Here is a 16,656-nt window from a genome sequence, read left to right as displayed (position 1 = left end):
GCGCAGGGGATGCCGTGGTGGAAGTACGTCGCGAACCGGTTCCTCACGGGGCTCGAGAACCGGGTGTTCGGGCTCCGGCTCTCCGAGTACCACACGGGCTACCGCGCCTTCCGCCGCGAGGTGCTGGAGACGGTGAACTTCGGCGCGAACTCCGACGGCTTCGTCTTCGACCAGGAGATCGTCGCGCAGGTCGTGGCGGCGCGCTTCCGGATCGCCGAGATCGCGGTGCCGACGCGCTACTTCCCGGAGGCGTCGTCGGCGGGCTTCGTCGCGTCCAGCGTCTACGGCCTCAGGATCCTCGCGGTCCTCTTCTGGTACACGGTCCACAAGCTCGGCCTGCGGCGCTCGCGCCGCTTCGACAGCCTCCGCGCCCGCTACCACAAGCTTCCGTGAAGGCGCTCGCCCGTCCGCTCGACGCGGCCGCGGCGGCGCTCGTGTGCCTGCTCGCGATCGTCATCGCGACCGGGGGCTCCACCGTCCGCGGGATCCCGCTGACGCGTCCCGAGGATTTCCTGGTCGCGCTGGTCGCTGTCGTCGCGCTCCGCCTCCTCGCGGCGCCCGTCGCGCTGCCGGCGGCGCGGCCCTCGCGCGTCGTCGGGGTCGGCGTCGCCGTGTACGTGCTCGTGATGGGGTTCATCGTCGTGACGCGGCACCTGACGTTCCAGACCCACGCCCTCGACCTCGGCTACTACGTCCAGGTCGTGTGGTCCATCGCCCGGGGCCATGGCGCGTACGTCACGCTCCCGCCGATGCACGCGTGGGGCGACCACTTCTCGCCCGTCCTGTACCTCCTGGCGCCCCTCGGCTGGCTCTGGCCCGGCGGGACGGCGCTCCTGGTCACGCAGACGCTCATCCTGGCCGGCGGCGCCGTCGCGCTCTACCGCTACGCCGCGGGCCGCCTCGCGCCGCGCCCCGACGCCGGACGCCTCGCCGCGGGGCTCGCGCTCCTCTACCTCGTCAATCCCTCGCTCCACGGCGTCAACGTGCGCGACATCCACCCCCAGGCGTTCACGATCCCGCTCGTGATCGGCGCCGCGCTCGCGTTCGACACGCGGCGCTACGGCTGGTGCGCGGCGGCGCTGGCGCTGATCTTCACGGGCCGAGAGGACTGCGCCGTCGCGGTGCTCGGCTTCGGCGTCTGGTTGGCACTCGCCAGGGGGCGCCGCCTGACGGGCGCGCTCGTGGCGGTCCTGGCCGTCGCCGTCCTCTTCGCCGACGTCACGTGGGTGATGCCGTACTTCCGCGGGAGCCCGTACCCGCACCTCAACCGCTACCAGCACCTCGGAGCCTCGCTCGGGGACATCCTCGTGACGCTGCCGTTCCGGCCCTGGCGCTGGCTCGCCGTCGTGGTCACGGCGAAGAAGCTCGTCTATCTGCTCGCGATGCTGGCGCCGTTCGCCTTCCTGCCACTGCTCGCGCCGCGGACGCTCGCCGCGGCGCTGCCGGGCCTCGCCCTGAACCTCATGAGCCTCGACCCGGTCCTGGTCAACTATCGCTCGCAGTACGTCTCCCTCGTCCTCCCGTTCCTTGCCCTGGCGGCGGTCGACGGCTACAGGCGCCTCGGCGCGTGGGCCGACGCGAGGCCGCGACCACGGCTCACCGCGCCGGGGGCCCTGCTCGCGTTCGCGTTCCTGGCCGCCGCCGCGCTCACGGCGCGGACGGTGAACGACCTGGCCGTGCCTCGCTGGATGCCGACCGCGGAGCAGCGGGAGCTCCGCAGGCTGCTCCCGCGGATCCCCCCCGAGGCGGCCGTGAGCACGAACGAGCGCCTCGTGCCCCATCTCGCGACGCGGCGCGAGGTCTACATCTTCCCGGTGCTTGGTGAGCTGAGCGCGTACGTCCTCGAGCGCGACGCGGTGATCGCCCGGCCGGCGCTGCCCGCCCACCGCCCGGTCGCGCGCGCGGGCGGGTTCGTGCTGCTCCGGCGCGGCGGCTAGACGGCGAAATCAAGCAACCGGGTTGCCCGCGTCGGGCGCCGAGCCGACGACGTGCGAGGCGTGGTGGTGGACCAGCCGCCAGCCGTCGGACGCGCGCTCGAAGATGTTGGTCGCGAGCACCGAGGTGACCGTCACGCGCCCGCGGACCTCGGAGAGGATGTTCTCGGTGCAGGTGACCCAGGCGAGGTCGCCCGTGACGTCGGCGAGCACCTCCGAGATCGTGAAGCGCATCTCCGCCGCGTTCTCGAAGATGGCCTGCCACGACGACCGCACGGCGTCCCAGCCGATGAGGAGCGGCCAGCCCGGGTGGACGCACTTGACGTTCTCGCCGTGGGCCCAGACCGCTTCCATCTCGCGGAGGTCGAGCGCCTCGAAGGCGCGATAGAAGCGCCCGTTCGCCTGCTCGACCTCTTCCAGGTCGCTCACGCCGGTCCGCAGCGGACGACCAGGCTGTCGCCCTCGACGGCGAGCGCCAGCGGCGTCAGGCGGTCGCCGGCGCACGGGCCCGCGGTGCAGAAGCCGGTGTCGGGCTCGTAGAGCGCGCCGTGGGTCGAGCAGACCAGCGCGCGACCGTCCTCGGTGAAGAACTCGTTGGGCCAGAGGTCGAGCGGCGTGCCGACGTGGGGGCAGCTGTTCACCCAGGCGCTGTAGCGGCCCTCGAAGTTGACGACGAAGCCCTTCACGGCGCGCCCGTCACACTCGAGGCTGAACACCGCCGTGCTCCCGGGGGGGACGCTCGCGACGGGGCAGCGCCACTCGCCGGAGACCGTCATGCGCCGCATGGTACCATCGTCGGGCATGCTCGCGATCGACGCGCGCGACGTCACGAAGACCTTTCACTCGGGCTGGCCGCGGCGGCGCCGGACGGAAGCCCTGCGCGGCGTGTCCCTCGCGGTGCCGGGCGGCGCGATCTTCGGCCTCCTCGGTCCGAACGGAGCGGGGAAGACCACGCTCCTCTCGATCCTGACGACGCTCCTGACGCCCGACGGCGGGAGCGTGACCGTCCTCGGGCTCGACGTGCTGCGCGACGCCGCGTCGCTCCGCCGGCGGCTCAACATGGCGAGCGGCCGGCCGTCGTTCCTGTGGAGCCTGCGCGTGGGCGAGATCGTCGCCTTCTACGGCCGACTCTACGGCCTCCACGGCGCGGCGCTGCGGCGGAAGGTGGACGAGCTCGTCGAGGTCTACGAGCTGGCGCCGTATCGGCGCGTGCCCTACAACGAGCTCTCGACCGGCCTCAAGCAGCGCGTCGCGCTCGCGAAGTCGCTCGTGAACGATCCCGAGCTGCTCTTCCTCGACGAGCCCACGCTCGGCCTCGACCCGGACGTGTCGGTCCGCGTGCGCGACCACATCCGGCGCCTCCGGCGCGAGCGCGGGATCACGATCGTGCTCACGACCCACTACATGCGCGAGGCCGACGAGCTCTGCGACGAGATCGCCTTCATCAAGGCCGGGCGGATCCTCGCGCGGGGCACGCCCGGGGAGCTGAAGCGCCAGATCCGCGTCGGCGAGGTGATCGCGCTGAAGCTCGACCCGCCGGCGGTGCCGTGGCTCGCCGAGGCGCCCGGCGTCCTCCGCTGCGCGGCGGCCGGCGGCCGGGTCGAGTGCACCGTGGACGACGCCGAGAAGCGGCTCCCCGAGATCCTGCGCGCGCTCCACGCCGACGGCGTGGTGGTGCGGAACGTCCAGGTCCACGGGCCCGAGCTCGAGGAGGTCTTCGTTGAGCTGGCGCGCTGAGGCCGTCGCGGTCTGGGCCGTCGTCGTGCGGAACGCGCTCATGGCCTCGCGCAACGTGTTCTTCTTCTTCGAGCTCCTCTTCTGGCCGATCGTCGGCGTCCTCTCGATCGGCCTCATGACGCGCTTCCTCCGGCTCACGCCCGAGCAGGCCTCGTTCGTCATGATCGGGACGATCGCGCTCTCGGTCGTCAACGTCTGCCAGCTCGAGGTCGCCTACGCGGTGCTGCTCGACGTGTGGTCGAAGTCGCTGAAGCACCAGTTCCTCGCGCCGATCGGGGTCCGTCACCTGACGCTCGGCTCGTGGCTCGTCGGCATCACGCGCGGCCTCGTGATCTTCGCGCTGCTCGCGGGCCTCGGCTGGTGGGCGTTCGACCTGCGCGTGCTCGCGCCCGGCCCGCTCGCCGTCGCCGCGTTCCTCGCCGGGTGCTTCCTCACCGCCTGGATCGTCGGCGTCGCCGTCTGCGCGCTGATCACGCTCTTCGGCAACCGCGCCGAGGCCTTCGCCTGGTCGAGCGTCAACCTCGTGCTCGTGCTGGCGGGCCTCTACTATCCCGTGTCGGTGCTGCCCGAGCCCGTCGCGGCGCTCGCGGCGGCGATCCCGCTCACGTACTTCCTCGACGCCTACCGCGCGCACTTCGGGTTCGCCTCGGAGTTCCGGGCACCGCTCGCGACGGGGTTCGCGCTGTCCGCGCTCTACGCGGCGCTCGCGCACTGGGCCTTCTTCGCGACGATTCGGCGCGCGCGGCGCACCGGGCTGCTCCTCAAAATGTCGGAGTGACCTCCATGGACATCCGCGCCTTCGCCAAGCTGGCGCCGACGGCGTACGCCGACGTGCTCACGCGCGACCGCGTGATGGACCCCGCGATCCGCCCGCTCTGGGCGCCGATGCCGCGGCTCTGCGGTCCCGCGTATCCCGTCGCGTGTCCCGCCGGCGACAACCTGATGCTCCACGTCGCGATCCACCGGGCGCCCGCGGGCGTCGTGATCGTGTGCGCCGCGGGCGACTCGAACTGGGCGATGGCGGGCGGCAACGTGTGCGCCCACGCCCAGCAGCGCGGCATCGCCGGCTTCGTGGTGGACGGCGTCATCCGCGACCTCGCCGAGACGCGCGAGCGCGGCTTCCCGGTGTTCGCCCGCGGCGTGATCCCGATCCCCGGCGTGCGCAAGGTGAAGGGGCTGATCGACGTCCCCGTGGTGTGCGGCGGCGTCACGGTCGCGCCGGGCGACGTCGTCGTCGCCGACGAGGAGGGGATCGTGGTCCTGCCGAAGGGCCAGGCGGAGGCGCTCCTCGCCCAGGCGTCGCAGCGCGCGGAGAAGGACGAGAAGACGTCGCTCGAGGACTGGGTGAAGGCGCACAAGACGCGGATCGACGAGGCGGTGCTCCGCCTCGGGATCTAGTGGACCCGGTCCTCTCGGCGGTCCTCCTCGGCTTCGTCCTCGGCCTCCAGCACGCGACGGATCCGGACCACCTCGTCGCCGTGGCGACGATCGTGACGCGCGAGCGGCGCTTCGCCGACGGCGCCCTGGTCGGCGTCCTCTGGGGAGTGGGCCACATGGCGACCCTCACGCTCGCCGGCGCGCTGATCGTCGGGTTCAGGCTCACGCTTGGCCCCGGTGTCGCAAGCGGCCTCGAGCTGCTGGTGGCCGCGATGCTGATCGTGCTGGGAATCTGGCGGCTCAGCGACGCGGCGCGCGGGCTCGACACGGTGCCGCGGGCACACCTCGCCGCCGACCACGACCACGGCCACCTCGAAGCCGTGCACAGTCATGCTCACGTCCACGGCCCCCGGGTCCACGCCCACCCGCACGTGCACCCGTCGCGCAGCCTGCTCGCTGCGCTCGCCGTGCGGCGCGGGCGGCTGCCACTGCGCGCCCTCGCGGTAGGCGCGGTCCACGGGATGGCGGGCAGCGCCGCCGCCTCGCTCCTCGTGCTGGCGACGCTCGACTCGACGGCGGGCGCCGTCGCCTACCTCGCGGTCTTCGGGGTGGGGACGATCCTCGGGATGACGCTGCTGACGGCGGCGATGGCCTACCCGGTCTCGCTCGCGCTCGGCTTCGGCCGCGCCCGCCGGGCGCTCGCCGTGTGCGCGGGGCTGGGCTCGATCGCCTTCGGCCTCGCGTACGGTCTCGCCGCGCTCGCCTAGCGGTTCAGGAACTTCCTGACGCTTTCCGCGATCCCGGCCGGGTCGAGGCCGTGCTTGGCGTAGAGCCCCTTTGCGTCGCCCGACTCGCCGAAGCCCTGGACGCCCAGGCGCTTCACCGGCGTGGGCAGCACCTCGGCGAGCGTCTCGGCGACGGCGCCGCCGAGCCCCCCGGTGATCGAGTGGTCCTCGACCGTCACGACGTGACCGGTCTTGCCGGCCGAGCGGAGGAGCAGCTCCTCGTCGAGCGGCTTGATGCACGCGGCGTCGATGACCTCGGCCGCGATGCCCTCGGCCTCGAGCCGCTTGGCCGCCTCGAGCGCGTTGAAGACCGTCCCGCCCGAGGCGATCAGCGTCACGTCGGTCCCGGGGCGCAGCACGAGCCAGCGGCCGAGCTGGAAGCGGTAGTCGGGCGGGCAGACGGGCTCGAGGTTCTGGCGCGTGAGCCGGAGGTAGAGCGGCCCCTCGTGCTCGGCGGCGTAGGCGATCACCTGCTTGGTCTCAAGCTCGTCGGCGGGCTGGATCACCGGGATGTTCGGCAGCGTCCGGATGCACCCGATGTCCTCGAGGCCCATCTGGCTGTAGCCGTCCTCGCCGATCGCGATGCCCGAATGAGTGCCGACGATCTTCACGTTGGCGGCGGTGTAGGCGACCGAGATCCGGATCGTCTCGAAGCGGCCGGCGACGAAGCACGCGAACGAGCAGACGAACGGGATCCTGCCGGCGAGCGCCAGTCCCGCGCCGATCCCGATCATGTTCGCCTCGGCGATGCCGACGTTGAAGGCGCGTCCGGGATAGGTCTTCGCGAACTTCGCGGTCATCGTGGACTTCGAGAGGTCGGCGTCCACGGTGACGATGCGCTCGTCCTTCGCCCCCAGCTCGATGAGCGCTTCGCCGAACGCCGCGCGGCTGGCTTTGGCCGGCATCACTTGGCCTCCAGGGCGGCGAGCTCGTCCACGACGGCTCGCGTCGCCGGGTTCTTGGCGAGGTAGTCGCTCCACCCCGGCTCGGGGACGCCGAGGATCTCGCGGATCGCGCGGATCGCCTCCGCAGGCTTGGGCGCCTTGCCGTGCCACTCGGGGTCGTTCTCCATGAAGGAGACACCCTTGCCCTTCACCGTGTTCGCGACGACGAAGGTCGGCCCGCCCTTCGTGGCCTCGGCCTGATCCAGGGCTTTCTCGATCTGGTCCATGTCGTGGCCGTCGATCTCGATGACCGGCCAGCCGAAGGCCTGCCACTTGGCGACGACGGGCTCGAGGTCGAGGATCTTCTTCACGAAGTTGTCGAGCTGGATCTTGTTGTAGTCGAGGATCACGCAGAGGTTGTCGAGCGGGCGACCCGGCTGGCCGAGCTTCGGCGCGGCCATCGCGGCCTCCCACACCTGGCCCTCCTGGGTCTCGCCGTCACCGAGGATGCAGTAGACGCGCGCCGCGGACCCGGCGAGCTTCGCCCCGAGGGCCAGGCCGAGCGAGATCGAGAGGCCCTGGCCGAGCGAGCCGGTCGCCGCCTCGATGCCGGGCAGCATCGTGCGGTCGGGATGGCCCTGGAGCGGCGAGCCGAGCTTCCGCAGCGTGATGAGCCGGGACTCGGGGAAGTAGCCCGACTTCGCCATCACCGTGTAGAGCGCCGGGACGGCGTGGCCCTTGGAGAGGACGACGCGGTCGCGCTCGGGCCAGTCGGGACGCTTCGGGTCGTGGCGGAGCCGACCGAAATAGATCGCCGTCAGGAGGTCGATCACCGAGAGCGACCCGCCGGGGTGGCCCGATCCCGCGTGGGTGAGCATGCGGATGATCTGGACCCGGCACTCGCGCGCGATCGCTTCGAGGCGAGCGTCTCCCATCAGTCGAGCTCCTCCTGGAATGGGGCGATGGCGTCGATGCGGACGCCGCGAACGGCGATCTCGGGCGCGTACACGACCTCGTCCGCGGCCCAGACGATCGTGCCCCGCACGTCCTTGGTGATGCCGACGACGTTGCCGAGGATCTTCGCGATGTTGTCGTTGATCCGGATCGCGTTCGCCCGGATGGGCGCCGCGAGCCGCCCATCGCGAATGATATAGGAATCGGCGACGACCGTACAGGTGAAATCGCCCGCGCGGAGCCCGTTGATCGGGTAGGTGTACCAGATGCGCCCGACGTACAGGCCGTCCTTCACGGTGCGCAGGAGCTCGTCGAGCGTCACCGGGTCGGCGCCCTCGACCACGACGTTGGAGGCGGCGATCCCGGGGGGCGTGTCGAACTGCCGCCCGCCGCCGATGCCGAAGCGGAAGCCGTTCCGCGGCGCGAGCGCGGCCTCCGCGGCCGTGCCCGTGGCCCCGAGCTTCTCGCCGAGTGCCGGGTCGTGCAGGAGCCGCTGGGTCTCGTACCAGTTGGAGAGGCAGCCGACGAGGACGCCGTTCCGGATCAGGTCGGTGCGGCCGGTCGGCAGCCCCTCGCAGGTGATGCCCTTCGAGCCCACGAGCCCGGGCATCGCCCCGTGGTCATAGGCGCTGAGCTGCGGCGATGCGACGGGCCGGCCGAGCCTGCCGAGGAACGGGGTGTTCGAGCGGTAGAAGGCGCCCGCGGTGCAGGCCGGGACGACGATGTTGTTCAGGAGGTCGGCGACGGGCTGGCGGCCGAAGATCACCGTGTACTCGCCCGACGATACCCGCTCGCCGCCGATCGCGCGGATGGCGTTCTGGGCGGCCTCGACGCCGGCCTCGTCGGTGAAGTGGTCGCGACGCGTACCGGTGGATGCGCCGGAGCCCTTCGCGCCGTGGGCCTCCACCATGGCGGTCACGAACGCGGTGATCAGCGTGGTCTCGTCCGTCTGCACGCGGGGCATGTGCGTCGAGGCGATCGCGATCCGCTCCTGGAGGATCGTGACGTCGCCGCCCACGATGAGGCCGAGCCGGCGCAGGCCCGCGTCGCTGTCGGCGAGGGCCGCCAGCCGCCCCGACGCCATGAACGTCCGGAGCGCGCCATTGACCACCTTCCAGCCCGCCTCGACGAGGCTCGCGTCGTCCACCTCCATGAGCCGGGGGTCGTGGTAGCCCGCGAGCGCCCGCGGCTCGCGCGAGGGGCGGGGGAGCGAGACGAAGTCGGGGTCGGCGACGGCCGTCCGGCGGGCCCGCGCGAGCGCGCGCTCGGCGCCCGCGGCGGTGAGATCGCTCGGCTCGCTGCCGAAGCCGACGCGCGGCCCGTCCGGCGCGTCGAAGACGGCGCGGATTCCGATCCCGCACGACTCGGTGGACTTCGGCTCCTCGACGCCGTTGCACGGGATGTGCGACGTGTAGTTGAGCCGGGCGAGGAGGGCGCCGTTCGCGGACGTGAACACCTCGGCCTCGCTGACGCCGGGCTGGCGCTGCGCGTATTCGAGGGCGCGTTCGGTCGCCACGGCGAGCTCGGCCGCGCTCTTCATCGGGCCCTCAGTGCCGGGGCTCCGCCGTCACGTTCGTCCCTTCGACGGGGTAACCCTTCGCGTGCCAGCCGGGCAGACCCTCGTCGAGGACGCGGTGGTTCCGCCAGCCCATCTGGTAGAGGACGTCGCTGGCCCCCCGGGACAGCGCGTGGGGGCACGTTCAGTAGAAGACGACGAGGCCGGTCTTCGGGATCTCGCCCGCGCGCTCGGGGACCGAGCGCAGCGGCATCGAGCGCGCGCCCTTGATGTGCATCTCGACGTACTCGGGCAAGTGACGGACGTCGATGATGTCCGCGGCCACGCCGCGGTCGAGGAGGGCCTTGAGCTCATCCACCGCGACGAAGCTCACCGGCGACTCCGGCGGCGCTCCGGGCGCTGCGCCCAGGAGCAGGATCGCGGCCGCGACGAGCACGCCGAGCGTCCCGCGCACCGCTAGCCTCCGGCGACGCGGGCGCGGCTCCGCATCGTCGGCCCGCCGTTGCCGAGCTTCTTGACCTGCATCGGCTGGCCCTTGCCGCAGTTCGGGATGGGATAGAGGCGGAAGTCCGAGCCGACCGCGTCCACGTTCATCAGGTAGTCGCGGCTGTCCGCGACGATGCCGCCGTCACGGTGGAGACGGCCGAGCTCGCCGTTCCGGATCTCCCACGCGGCGCGCGCGGAGATCCGGAAGTTCTCGCGGCTCTCGGCGATCGAGGGCGTCCGGTGGCCGGCGAAGTACCAGCCGCGGTCCACCTCCTTGACGATGTCCTCGGGCGCGCGCGTGCCCGCGCCGAAGACGGTGTTCGACATGCGGACCAGGGGAACGAGCGCGGCGTCCGTCGCCGTCCAGTGGCCGTTCGGCTCGCCGCCGAAGATCGCCGCCGTCTGGCGGCTGTTCATGAAGCCCTGGAAGACGCCCCGGTCGATGTGGACCACGCGCCGCGCCGGCGTGCCCTCGTGATCGTACGCGTAGTGGCCGTAGCCGGGGAGCGAGGGGTCCGAGTAGGCCGTGACGAGCGGCGACGCCACGCGCCGGCCGACCTGGTGGCCGCCGAGGTCGGCGAGGAGCCAGGAGCGTCCCGCATAGGCCGTCTCCATCTTGAGCGCGCGGTCGAGCTCGACGGGGTGGCCGATGATCTCGTGGGAGACGAGCGTGTTGTAGTGCGGGTCCGTCACCACGACGACCTCGCGATCGGAGGGGGGCAGCGGCGGCGCCGCGGCGAGTGCCACGCTCTCGCGCGCGAGCGCCAGGGCGAAGTCGCGGAAGGGCGGGAAGCGCACGAGCGGCTCGTCCACGCCCTCGAGGAGGATCTCGAAGCCGCGCTGGTGGCCGAGGACGTCGTACAGGTCCTGGCTCGTGGCGCCGGAGACGGCGACGACGGAGCACGAGCCCTGGGTCAGCGCGAAGGCCTGGTCGATGCACGCGCCCTCGGTCGAGGCGAAGAGCTCGCGCGAGAGCCGCGAGAGCGCCCCGATCCGGTTGTGCTTGAGTGCGGGGTCCACGGCGGCGACCTCGCGCGAGACGTCGGTCGCGAAGCGGACCAGCGCGTCGGGCTCGAGGCCGCGTGGGTCGATGCGGTACACCGCGGGGACGATGTCGCGGCGGACCTTGACCGGGTGGAGGCGCGTGTCGGCGAGCGCCTCGCCGAGGCCGCCGAACTTCTCGCGCGCGTCGGCCTTCGCCTCGGCATTCGCCGTCGCGCGCCGGTACGCGCGCTCGAGGGCCTCGCGCAGGATGCGGGGGAGGTCGGGCGCGTCGGCGGCGCCCAGGGTCAGCCCGGCGTAGCCGGGCGCGACCGTGCGGTCGCCCGCGAGGACGCGGACGCCGAGAGACAGGCTCTCGTCGTCGCCCGAGCCCTTGGGCGTCCCGTTCTCGGCGGCCGCCCACCTGGCCTCGGCCACCTCGAGCCGGAGATCGGCGTAGCGGAGGTGGGGAAGCCGCCGCGCGGCTTCGCGCAGGCACGTCTCGGCGACGGGCTTGACGGTCTCGACGAGGTCCACGCCGATGCGGAGCGCCACGCGCGCCTCAGAAGGGCTCGACGAGCACGGTCTCGCCGGGAGCCACGTCGCCGCGCTCCTCCGGAAGGACGATCAGACAGTTGCCCGCGGCCATCGAGGAGAGGATGCCCGAGCCCTGGGGTCCGGTGGTTCGCACCTGCCAGGCGCCGTCCCGGAACTGCAGGACGCCGCGCTTGAACTCGCGCCGGCCCTTCTTCTTCGACATCGCCTCGGTCGCGCGCGCCTCGAAGGTGTCGCCGAAGAGCCGGCGCCGGCCGGCGAGCTTGTGGAGGGCCGGGCGCACGAAGAGCATGAACACGAGCATCGAGGCGACTGGGTTGCCGGGCAGGCCGAAGAAGTGCGCGGCGCCGATGCGGCCGAACGCGAGCGGCCGTCCGGGCTGCATCGCGACCTGCCAGAAGTCGATCGCGCCGATCTCGCCGAGCACCTCCTTCACGAGGTCGTACACGCCGACCGACACGCCGCCCGAGGTGACGACCGCGTCGGCGGCGCTCGCCTCGAGGAGCCGCGCGCGGAGGTCCTCGCGCGTATCGGGCACGATGCCGAGGTCCTGCACCTCGCCGCCGGCTCCCTCGATCGACGCGGCGAGGGCGAAGCGGTTCGCGTCGTAGATCTGCCCGGGCTTTCGTGGCGCGCCGGGCTCGACGACCTCGTCGCCCGTGGAGAGGAGCGCGACGCGCGGCCGGCGGTGGCAGAGGACCTCGACGCGCCCGAGCGAGGCGAGGAGGCCGAGCTCCTGGGGCCGCAGCACCGTCCCGCGCTCGACGACGACCGTGCCCGCCTGGACGTCCTCGCCGCGCATCCGCACGTTCGCGCCCTTCTTGATGGTCGGGACGCGGATGCCCCGCGCCGTCTTGTCGACGACCTCCTGCGGATAGGCGGTATCGGCGCCGCGGGGCATCGGCGCGCCCGTCATGATCCGGACCGCCTGGCCGGGAGCGAGCGCGCCCTCGAAGACCGCGCCTGCCGGCAGCTCGGCGACGACCGCGAGCTCCCGCGTCCCCGACGACGGGATGTCGGCGCTCGCGACGGCGTAACCGTCCACGGCGGAGTTGTCGGCCGGCGGAACGTCGAACGGCGCCGTCACGTCCTCGGCGAGGACGCGGGCGCGGGCCTGGCCGAGGAGGAGGACTTCGGGCGGCGTCGGCGCCGTGATCTGAGTGAGGACCCGATTCTGGCCGTCCTGCACCGAAATCATGGCGACATTATACGCGCGGCGTTTGCTACCGGGTCGTCGTCACCTCGTGCGTGAGGCCGAGCGACTAGGACGCGTAGGGGCTGAGCGTGAGGACGGGAGTCCTCGGCCCCGGCGGGGGCGTGGGCCCGGCAATCACGCGCAGCCGGACGGGGACCACGCCGGCCCCGACCGAGTTGACGACGCTCGCGGCGGCGTAGGAGAGGTCGAGGATCCGCGGATCGACGAAGGGGCCGCGGTCGTTGATCCGGACGCTGACGCTGCGGCCGTTCGTGAGGTTCTCGACGGAGAGCCACGTGCCGAACGCGATCCTCTGATGCGCGGCGGTCAGGTTCATCATGTCGTAGGTCTCGCCGTTCGCGGTCTCCCTCCCGTGGTACGGATGCCCGTACCAGGACGCGAGCCCGATCTCCTCGTAACCGAGTGGAGGCTTCCTGCGCGCGATCGGGTCGAGCGTCAGCGGCCCGGCCCCGTCCGTGGCGGTGGTCTTCAGTTGGCCTTCGGGCGGCGGCGTCACGTCGCGCGGCCCCCCAGTCTGGGCCCAGGCCCCGACGAGCCAGAGCGGCAGGGCGGCCGCGAGGAGAGCCCTTCGGAGGAGACGCGGCGCGGACCTTGAAAGATCAGTCATCGGCGGCTGGACTCTAAAGTGCGAAGGCGGGCCGGACCAATCCGATGTTTGCCTGATCGGGTGGCGGAAAACACCGGATGCCAAAAGTTGCCACTCGCGTTTGCCCGCAGTTTTCCGCGGAGTTGGAGGATCTGCTTTTGCGGGTGGGCTCAGGTGCCAGGCGCTATGATACGCGGCATGATCGCGGCCCGGCCCGCCGGCTTCTGGATCCGAGCGCTGGCGTTTGCCCTCGACGTCGCGATCTTCCTCATCGTGCGGGCCTCGTACCGCGCGGTCGCGAGGCGGTTCCTCGGCGTCGCCGCCGCGGACGAGTGGACGCTCGCGCCGATGCTCGGGCTCTTCACGCTGCTCTTCGCCGCCGCCTACACGATCGTCCTCCACACGCTCTTCGGCCAGACGATCGGCAAGCTCGTGGTGGGTATCCGCGTCGTGGCCGATGGCGAGCCGCCGCCGTTCGGCGCCTCGCTGCTCCGCTTCTGTGCCTACTTCGCGTCGCTCGCGACCTTCGGCATCGGCTACGCGATGGCCGGGCTCAGGCACGACAAGCGGGCGCTGCACGACCTCATCGCCGGCACGCGGGTCGAGCGCGTCCCGACGGCGCTGGCGTCCGCGGCGCCGCCCGCCGCGCGGCCGCCGGCGCCCGCGGTGAGCGGGCCGCCGAGCGGCGCCGCGGTCATGTGATCCCGACGTTGCCGCTCGCGCCGAGGAATCGGCTCGCTGGGGTGATCCTGGCCGCGCTCCACGACCCGGCGGCGCGCGACGAGCTGCGGCGCCTGGCTCCCGGCGAAGCGGCCGCCGCCGGTTGGCTTCTTCCCGAAGAGGCGTCCTACGCCCCGCTCCTCACCGCGCGCGCCCGGAGTGCCAGCCGCGCGCTCGAGGGCCGGCCGCTGCGCGCGCCGGCCGCGCCGCTCGCCGAGGCGGTGGCCGACGCGGCCGCGCTCTGGCAGGCGGGGCTCTACTTCGAGGTGCACGAGCTGCTGGAGCCTTACTGGCGCGACGCCGCCGGCGGAACGCGCGAGGCGCTCCAGGGGTTGATCCAGGCGGCCGTCGGCTACCAACATCTCGCGAACGGTAATCTCGCCGGCGCTCGCGCGCTGCTTGCGGAGGGCGCGGGCCGGCTGCGCGGCCGCGTGCTCGCCGGCCGTGGGCTCGACGGCTTCGCGCAGGCACTCGAGGAATGCGCGGCGCGCGTCGAGGATTTCGACTGGACGTCGGTTCCCGGCTTTCCGGGATAGGAGGAGCCATGGACCTGGAGCTCGAGGGCAAGACCGCGCTCGTGACGGGCGCCTCGCGCGGGATCGGCCGGGCGATCGCGCAGGCGCTGGCGAAGGAGGGCGTGCGCGTCGCGCTCGCCGCGCGCGACAAGGCCACGCTCGAGACCGCCGCGTCGGAGATCCGCGGGAACGGCGGCGCCGAGGCGCTCGCCATCTCCGCCGATCTCAGTCGTCTCGAGGAAGTGAACCGCGCCGTCGAGACCGTGAAGGGGCGGTTCGGCCGCCTCGACATCCTCGTCAACAACGCGGGCGCGATCCGCGGCGGCGACTTCGCGAAGATCCCCGACGAGCAGTGGGCGGGCGACTGGAGCCTGAAGCTCCTCGGCTACGTCCGGATGGCGCGCGCCGTCTTCCCGCTCATGCAGGCGCAGGGCGGCGGGCGGATCGTGAACGTCGTCGGCGCGGCCGCGCGGAATCCGACCGCGGGCTACCTGCCGGGCGGGATCGCCAACGCGGGGCTCATCAACTTCACCAAGGGGCTCGCCGACCTCGGCGCGCCCTCGAACATCCTCGTGACGGCGGTGTCGCCCGCGGCGACCGCGACGAGCCGCTGGGAGACGCTGATCGCCCAGCAGGCCGCGGCGGCGGGAAAGAGCGTCGAGGCGTACCGCAGGGAGGTCGAGAACGGCTATCCGCTCAAGCGGATCGCGCGGCCCGAGGACATCGCCGATCTCGTCTGCTTCCTCGTCTCGGCGCGCGCCTCGTTTCTCACCGGCATCTGCATCACGGTAGACGGCGGCGCGACCCGCGGCGTCTACCTCTGAGCCCCCCTGGCGGCGGCCCTGAGCGACCTTGACATGCGTCACCCGCTGTCACTATGCTCTTGCGCTGGAGGCCACGAGTAGTCTTGCTTTCGCCGCCGCTTTTGTTAGGGCTAGGAGGGTCGTGATGGCCGCAAAGTTGTTCGTCGGCAACCTCTCCTTTCAGGCCACCGAGGAGGATCTCCGCGAGCTGTTCGCCCAGGCGGGAACCGTCGAGACCGTGAGGATCATCACCGACCAGTTCACGGGCCGGCCTCGCGGCTTCGGGTTCGTCGAGATGGCCACGAAGGAAGAGGCGACCAAGGCGATCGAGATGTTGAACGGTCGGCTCTTCAGGGATCGCAATCTCGTCGTTGACGAGGCGCGGCCGCAGCCGCAGCGCGGGGCTGGCGGACCGCGTGGAGATCGGGGACCGCGTCCAGGTGGTGGTCCGGGCGGCGGCTGGAGGAGATAGGCCGGACTCGATAGCCCGGGGATCGATGGGTCCCCGGGCTTTTTCTTGCTGAGGAGCACTCGACACATGGCGACATCGATCAAGCGATCGGCGATCAAGCCCGGCGTTCCCGCGCCCGGGATGGCGGCGCGCCTCGGCCCCACCATCGACGAGCGCCGAGGCGTCGAATATCACGAGCTTCGGGCCAAGAGCCTGGTGAACCGCTTGAATGGGCGACCGATGCCCTTTGGCTGGACGGTCAACCCGTTCCGCGGCTGCGAGATGGGCTGCCACTACTGCTACGCGCGCTACACCCACGAGTTCCTGGGTCACAACGACCCCGCGACCTTCGAGCGCCGGATCTACGTGAAGCTCTCCGACCGCGAATCGCTCCGGCGCCAGCTGGTCCGCGCGGCGCGGAGCGGCTCCCTCGTCGCGCTCGGGACGGCGACGGATCCCTACCAGCCCGCCGAGGGCAAGTTCGAGGTCACGCGACGCCTGCTCGAGGCGGCGCGCGACGTCCCCGGGTTGAGGCTCTCGATCACGACCAAGTCCACGCTCGTGGCCCGCGACGCGGCCCTGCTCGCGGAGCTCGCGACGCGGGGCGAGCTGTCGGTCAACTTCTCGATCGTCACCGTGGACGCGGCGCTCGCGCGCCGGCTCGAGCCCCGGGCGCCGCGCCCCGACCTCCGCTTCGACGCGATGCGGGCGCTCGCCGGGGCGGGTGTCGAGACGCGCCTCTTCATCATGCCGGTGCTCCCGCTGATCACCGACGGCGAGGAGAACCTCGCGGCGCTCGTCCGCGCGGGGCGCGCCGCGGGGGCGGCGATGGCGGAGTCCAACGTGCTCTTCCTGCGCTCCGGCACGCGTGAAACCTTCTTCGCGTTCCTCCGGGCCGAGTTTCCAGGGCTCGTCACGGAGTACGAGCGCCTCTACGCGAGGGGCGCCTACGCCCCGGCGAGCTACGTGGCCGAGATCGAGGCGCGCGTGAAGCGCCTGGGAGCGGCCGCGGGGTTCCCGACGCGCCGGCGCGCCGACCGCCCTATCGAGAACCGCCGGCCCCCGCGCCAGCTCTCCCTCGTGTGGTGAGTAGGTAGGTGAGGGGCCGGGCCGGGGCGGGAGGGGCCGACCCGCCCCCGCGCCAGCCCCGGCCCCC

20 protein-coding genes are annotated in these 16,656 nt (G+C 72.3%); 11 read left to right on the top strand and 9 right to left on the bottom strand.

The genetic code is table 11. From position 1 onward, the window contains the following. Positions 1–393: glycosyltransferase family 2 protein (locus VKG64_13575; GenBank protein HKB26069.1), on the top strand; the 393-nt coding region annotated here is incomplete at its 5' end. Then, positions 390–1,937 carry a DUF2079 domain-containing protein gene (locus VKG64_13570; protein ID HKB26068.1) on the top strand — a complete coding sequence of 516 codons (1,548 nt, stop codon included), beginning with the start codon at positions 390–392 and terminating at the stop codon, positions 1,935–1,937. The genes VKG64_13575 and VKG64_13570, both read left to right, overlap by 4 nt. A 9-nt stretch (positions 1,938–1,946) precedes the next feature. On the opposite strand, the gene VKG64_13565 is transcribed toward VKG64_13570, so the two are convergent. Together VKG64_13565 and VKG64_13560 are read right to left on the bottom strand one after the other, a co-directional pair. Next, complete coding sequence (locus VKG64_13565; protein HKB26067.1) at positions 1,947–2,363, bottom strand: nuclear transport factor 2 family protein; 417 nt, start codon at positions 2,361–2,363, stop codon at positions 1,947–1,949. Then, positions 2,360–2,719, bottom strand: a complete 360-nt coding sequence (locus VKG64_13560; protein ID HKB26066.1) for a Rieske 2Fe-2S domain-containing protein — start codon at positions 2,717–2,719, stop codon at positions 2,360–2,362. The genes VKG64_13565 and VKG64_13560 overlap by 4 nt, the downstream gene beginning before the upstream one ends. Between VKG64_13560 and VKG64_13555 the strand changes: the two genes are divergently transcribed. From VKG64_13555 to VKG64_13540, 4 genes are read left to right on the top strand one after another with little or no spacing between them, the layout of a single operon-like run. Further along, on the top strand, positions 2,709–3,671 hold the full coding sequence (locus VKG64_13555) for an ABC transporter ATP-binding protein (GenBank protein ID HKB26065.1): 963 nt from the start codon (positions 2,709–2,711) through the stop codon (positions 3,669–3,671). The two genes, VKG64_13560 and VKG64_13555, sit on opposite strands and share 11 nt — an antisense overlap. Beyond that, on the top strand, positions 3,655–4,449 hold the full coding sequence (locus VKG64_13550) for an ABC transporter permease (GenBank protein HKB26064.1): 795 nt from the start codon (positions 3,655–3,657) through the stop codon (positions 4,447–4,449). Before VKG64_13555 ends, VKG64_13550 begins: the two co-directional genes overlap by 17 nt. Before the next feature lie 5 nt (positions 4,450–4,454). Beyond that, on the top strand, positions 4,455–5,069 hold the full coding sequence (locus VKG64_13545; GenBank protein HKB26063.1) for an RraA family protein: 615 nt from the start codon (positions 4,455–4,457) through the stop codon (positions 5,067–5,069). Further along, positions 5,069–5,815, top strand: a complete 747-nt coding sequence (locus VKG64_13540) for a high-affinity nickel-transport family protein (protein ID HKB26062.1) — start codon at positions 5,069–5,071, stop codon at positions 5,813–5,815. Before VKG64_13545 ends, VKG64_13540 begins: the two co-directional genes overlap by 1 nt. Here the strand turns inward: VKG64_13540 and VKG64_13535 are convergent. The 7 genes from VKG64_13535 to VKG64_13505 form a co-directional block, all read right to left on the bottom strand. After that, complete coding sequence (locus VKG64_13535; GenBank protein ID HKB26061.1) at positions 5,812–6,738, bottom strand: transketolase C-terminal domain-containing protein; 927 nt, start codon at positions 6,736–6,738, stop codon at positions 5,812–5,814. The two genes, VKG64_13540 and VKG64_13535, sit on opposite strands and share 4 nt — an antisense overlap. Next, positions 6,738–7,652 (bottom strand): transketolase, encoded by a 915-nt coding sequence (locus VKG64_13530; protein ID HKB26060.1) that lies wholly within the window; start codon positions 7,650–7,652, stop codon positions 6,738–6,740. The genes VKG64_13535 and VKG64_13530 overlap by 1 nt, the downstream gene beginning before the upstream one ends. Further along, positions 7,652–9,211: a TldD/PmbA family protein gene (locus tag VKG64_13525; GenBank protein HKB26059.1), complete on the bottom strand. Its 1,560-nt coding sequence runs from the start codon at positions 9,209–9,211 to the stop codon at positions 7,652–7,654. The genes VKG64_13530 and VKG64_13525 overlap by 1 nt, the downstream gene beginning before the upstream one ends. A gap of 160 nt (positions 9,212–9,371) precedes the next feature. After that, on the bottom strand, positions 9,372–9,641 hold the full coding sequence (locus VKG64_13520) for a rhodanese-like domain-containing protein (protein ID HKB26058.1): 270 nt from the start codon (positions 9,639–9,641) through the stop codon (positions 9,372–9,374). A gap of 2 nt (positions 9,642–9,643) precedes the next feature. Then, on the bottom strand, positions 9,644–11,209 hold the full coding sequence (locus tag VKG64_13515; GenBank protein HKB26057.1) for a TldD/PmbA family protein: 1,566 nt from the start codon (positions 11,207–11,209) through the stop codon (positions 9,644–9,646). 7 nt (positions 11,210–11,216) lie between these two features. Beyond that, positions 11,217–12,407 (bottom strand): gephyrin-like molybdotransferase Glp, encoded by a 1,191-nt coding sequence (gene glp, locus VKG64_13510; GenBank protein ID HKB26056.1) that lies wholly within the window; start codon positions 12,405–12,407, stop codon positions 11,217–11,219. Positions 12,408–12,471: 64 nt separating this feature from the next. Beyond that, entirely contained in the window at positions 12,472–12,921 is a 450-nt protein-coding gene (locus tag VKG64_13505; GenBank protein ID HKB26055.1) for a septal ring lytic transglycosylase RlpA family protein, read from the bottom strand. A 288-nt stretch (positions 12,922–13,209) separates the two neighbouring features. Here VKG64_13505 and VKG64_13500 point away from each other — a divergent pair, with 288 nt between their 5' ends. The 5 genes from VKG64_13500 (at position 13,210) to VKG64_13480 (ending at position 16,589) form a co-directional block, all read left to right on the top strand. Next, entirely contained in the window at positions 13,210–13,713 is a 504-nt protein-coding gene (locus VKG64_13500) for an RDD family protein (protein HKB26054.1), read from the top strand. 8 nt (positions 13,714–13,721) lie between these two features. After that, positions 13,722–14,267 (top strand): DUF309 domain-containing protein, encoded by a 546-nt coding sequence (locus VKG64_13495; protein HKB26053.1) that lies wholly within the window; start codon positions 13,722–13,724, stop codon positions 14,265–14,267. Between the two features lie 8 nt (positions 14,268–14,275). Then, positions 14,276–15,070, top strand: a complete 795-nt coding sequence (locus tag VKG64_13490; GenBank protein HKB26052.1) for an SDR family oxidoreductase — start codon at positions 14,276–14,278, stop codon at positions 15,068–15,070. Positions 15,071–15,194: 124 nt separating this feature from the next. Further along, complete coding sequence (locus VKG64_13485; protein HKB26051.1) at positions 15,195–15,521, top strand: RNA-binding protein; 327 nt, start codon at positions 15,195–15,197, stop codon at positions 15,519–15,521. A 66-nt stretch (positions 15,522–15,587) separates the two neighbouring features. Continuing rightward, positions 15,588–16,589 carry a radical SAM protein gene (locus VKG64_13480; GenBank protein HKB26050.1) on the top strand — a complete coding sequence of 334 codons (1,002 nt, stop codon included), beginning with the start codon at positions 15,588–15,590 and terminating at the stop codon, positions 16,587–16,589. Positions 16,590–16,656: the final 67 nt, after the last annotated feature.

The organism is Candidatus Methylomirabilota bacterium (genome assembly GCA_035260325.1).
Taxonomy (GTDB): Bacteria; Methylomirabilota; Methylomirabilia; order Rokubacteriales; family CSP1-6; genus AR19.
Note: the sequence above shows the minus strand (reverse complement) of the source record. Positions and strands in the feature narration are given on the sequence as shown.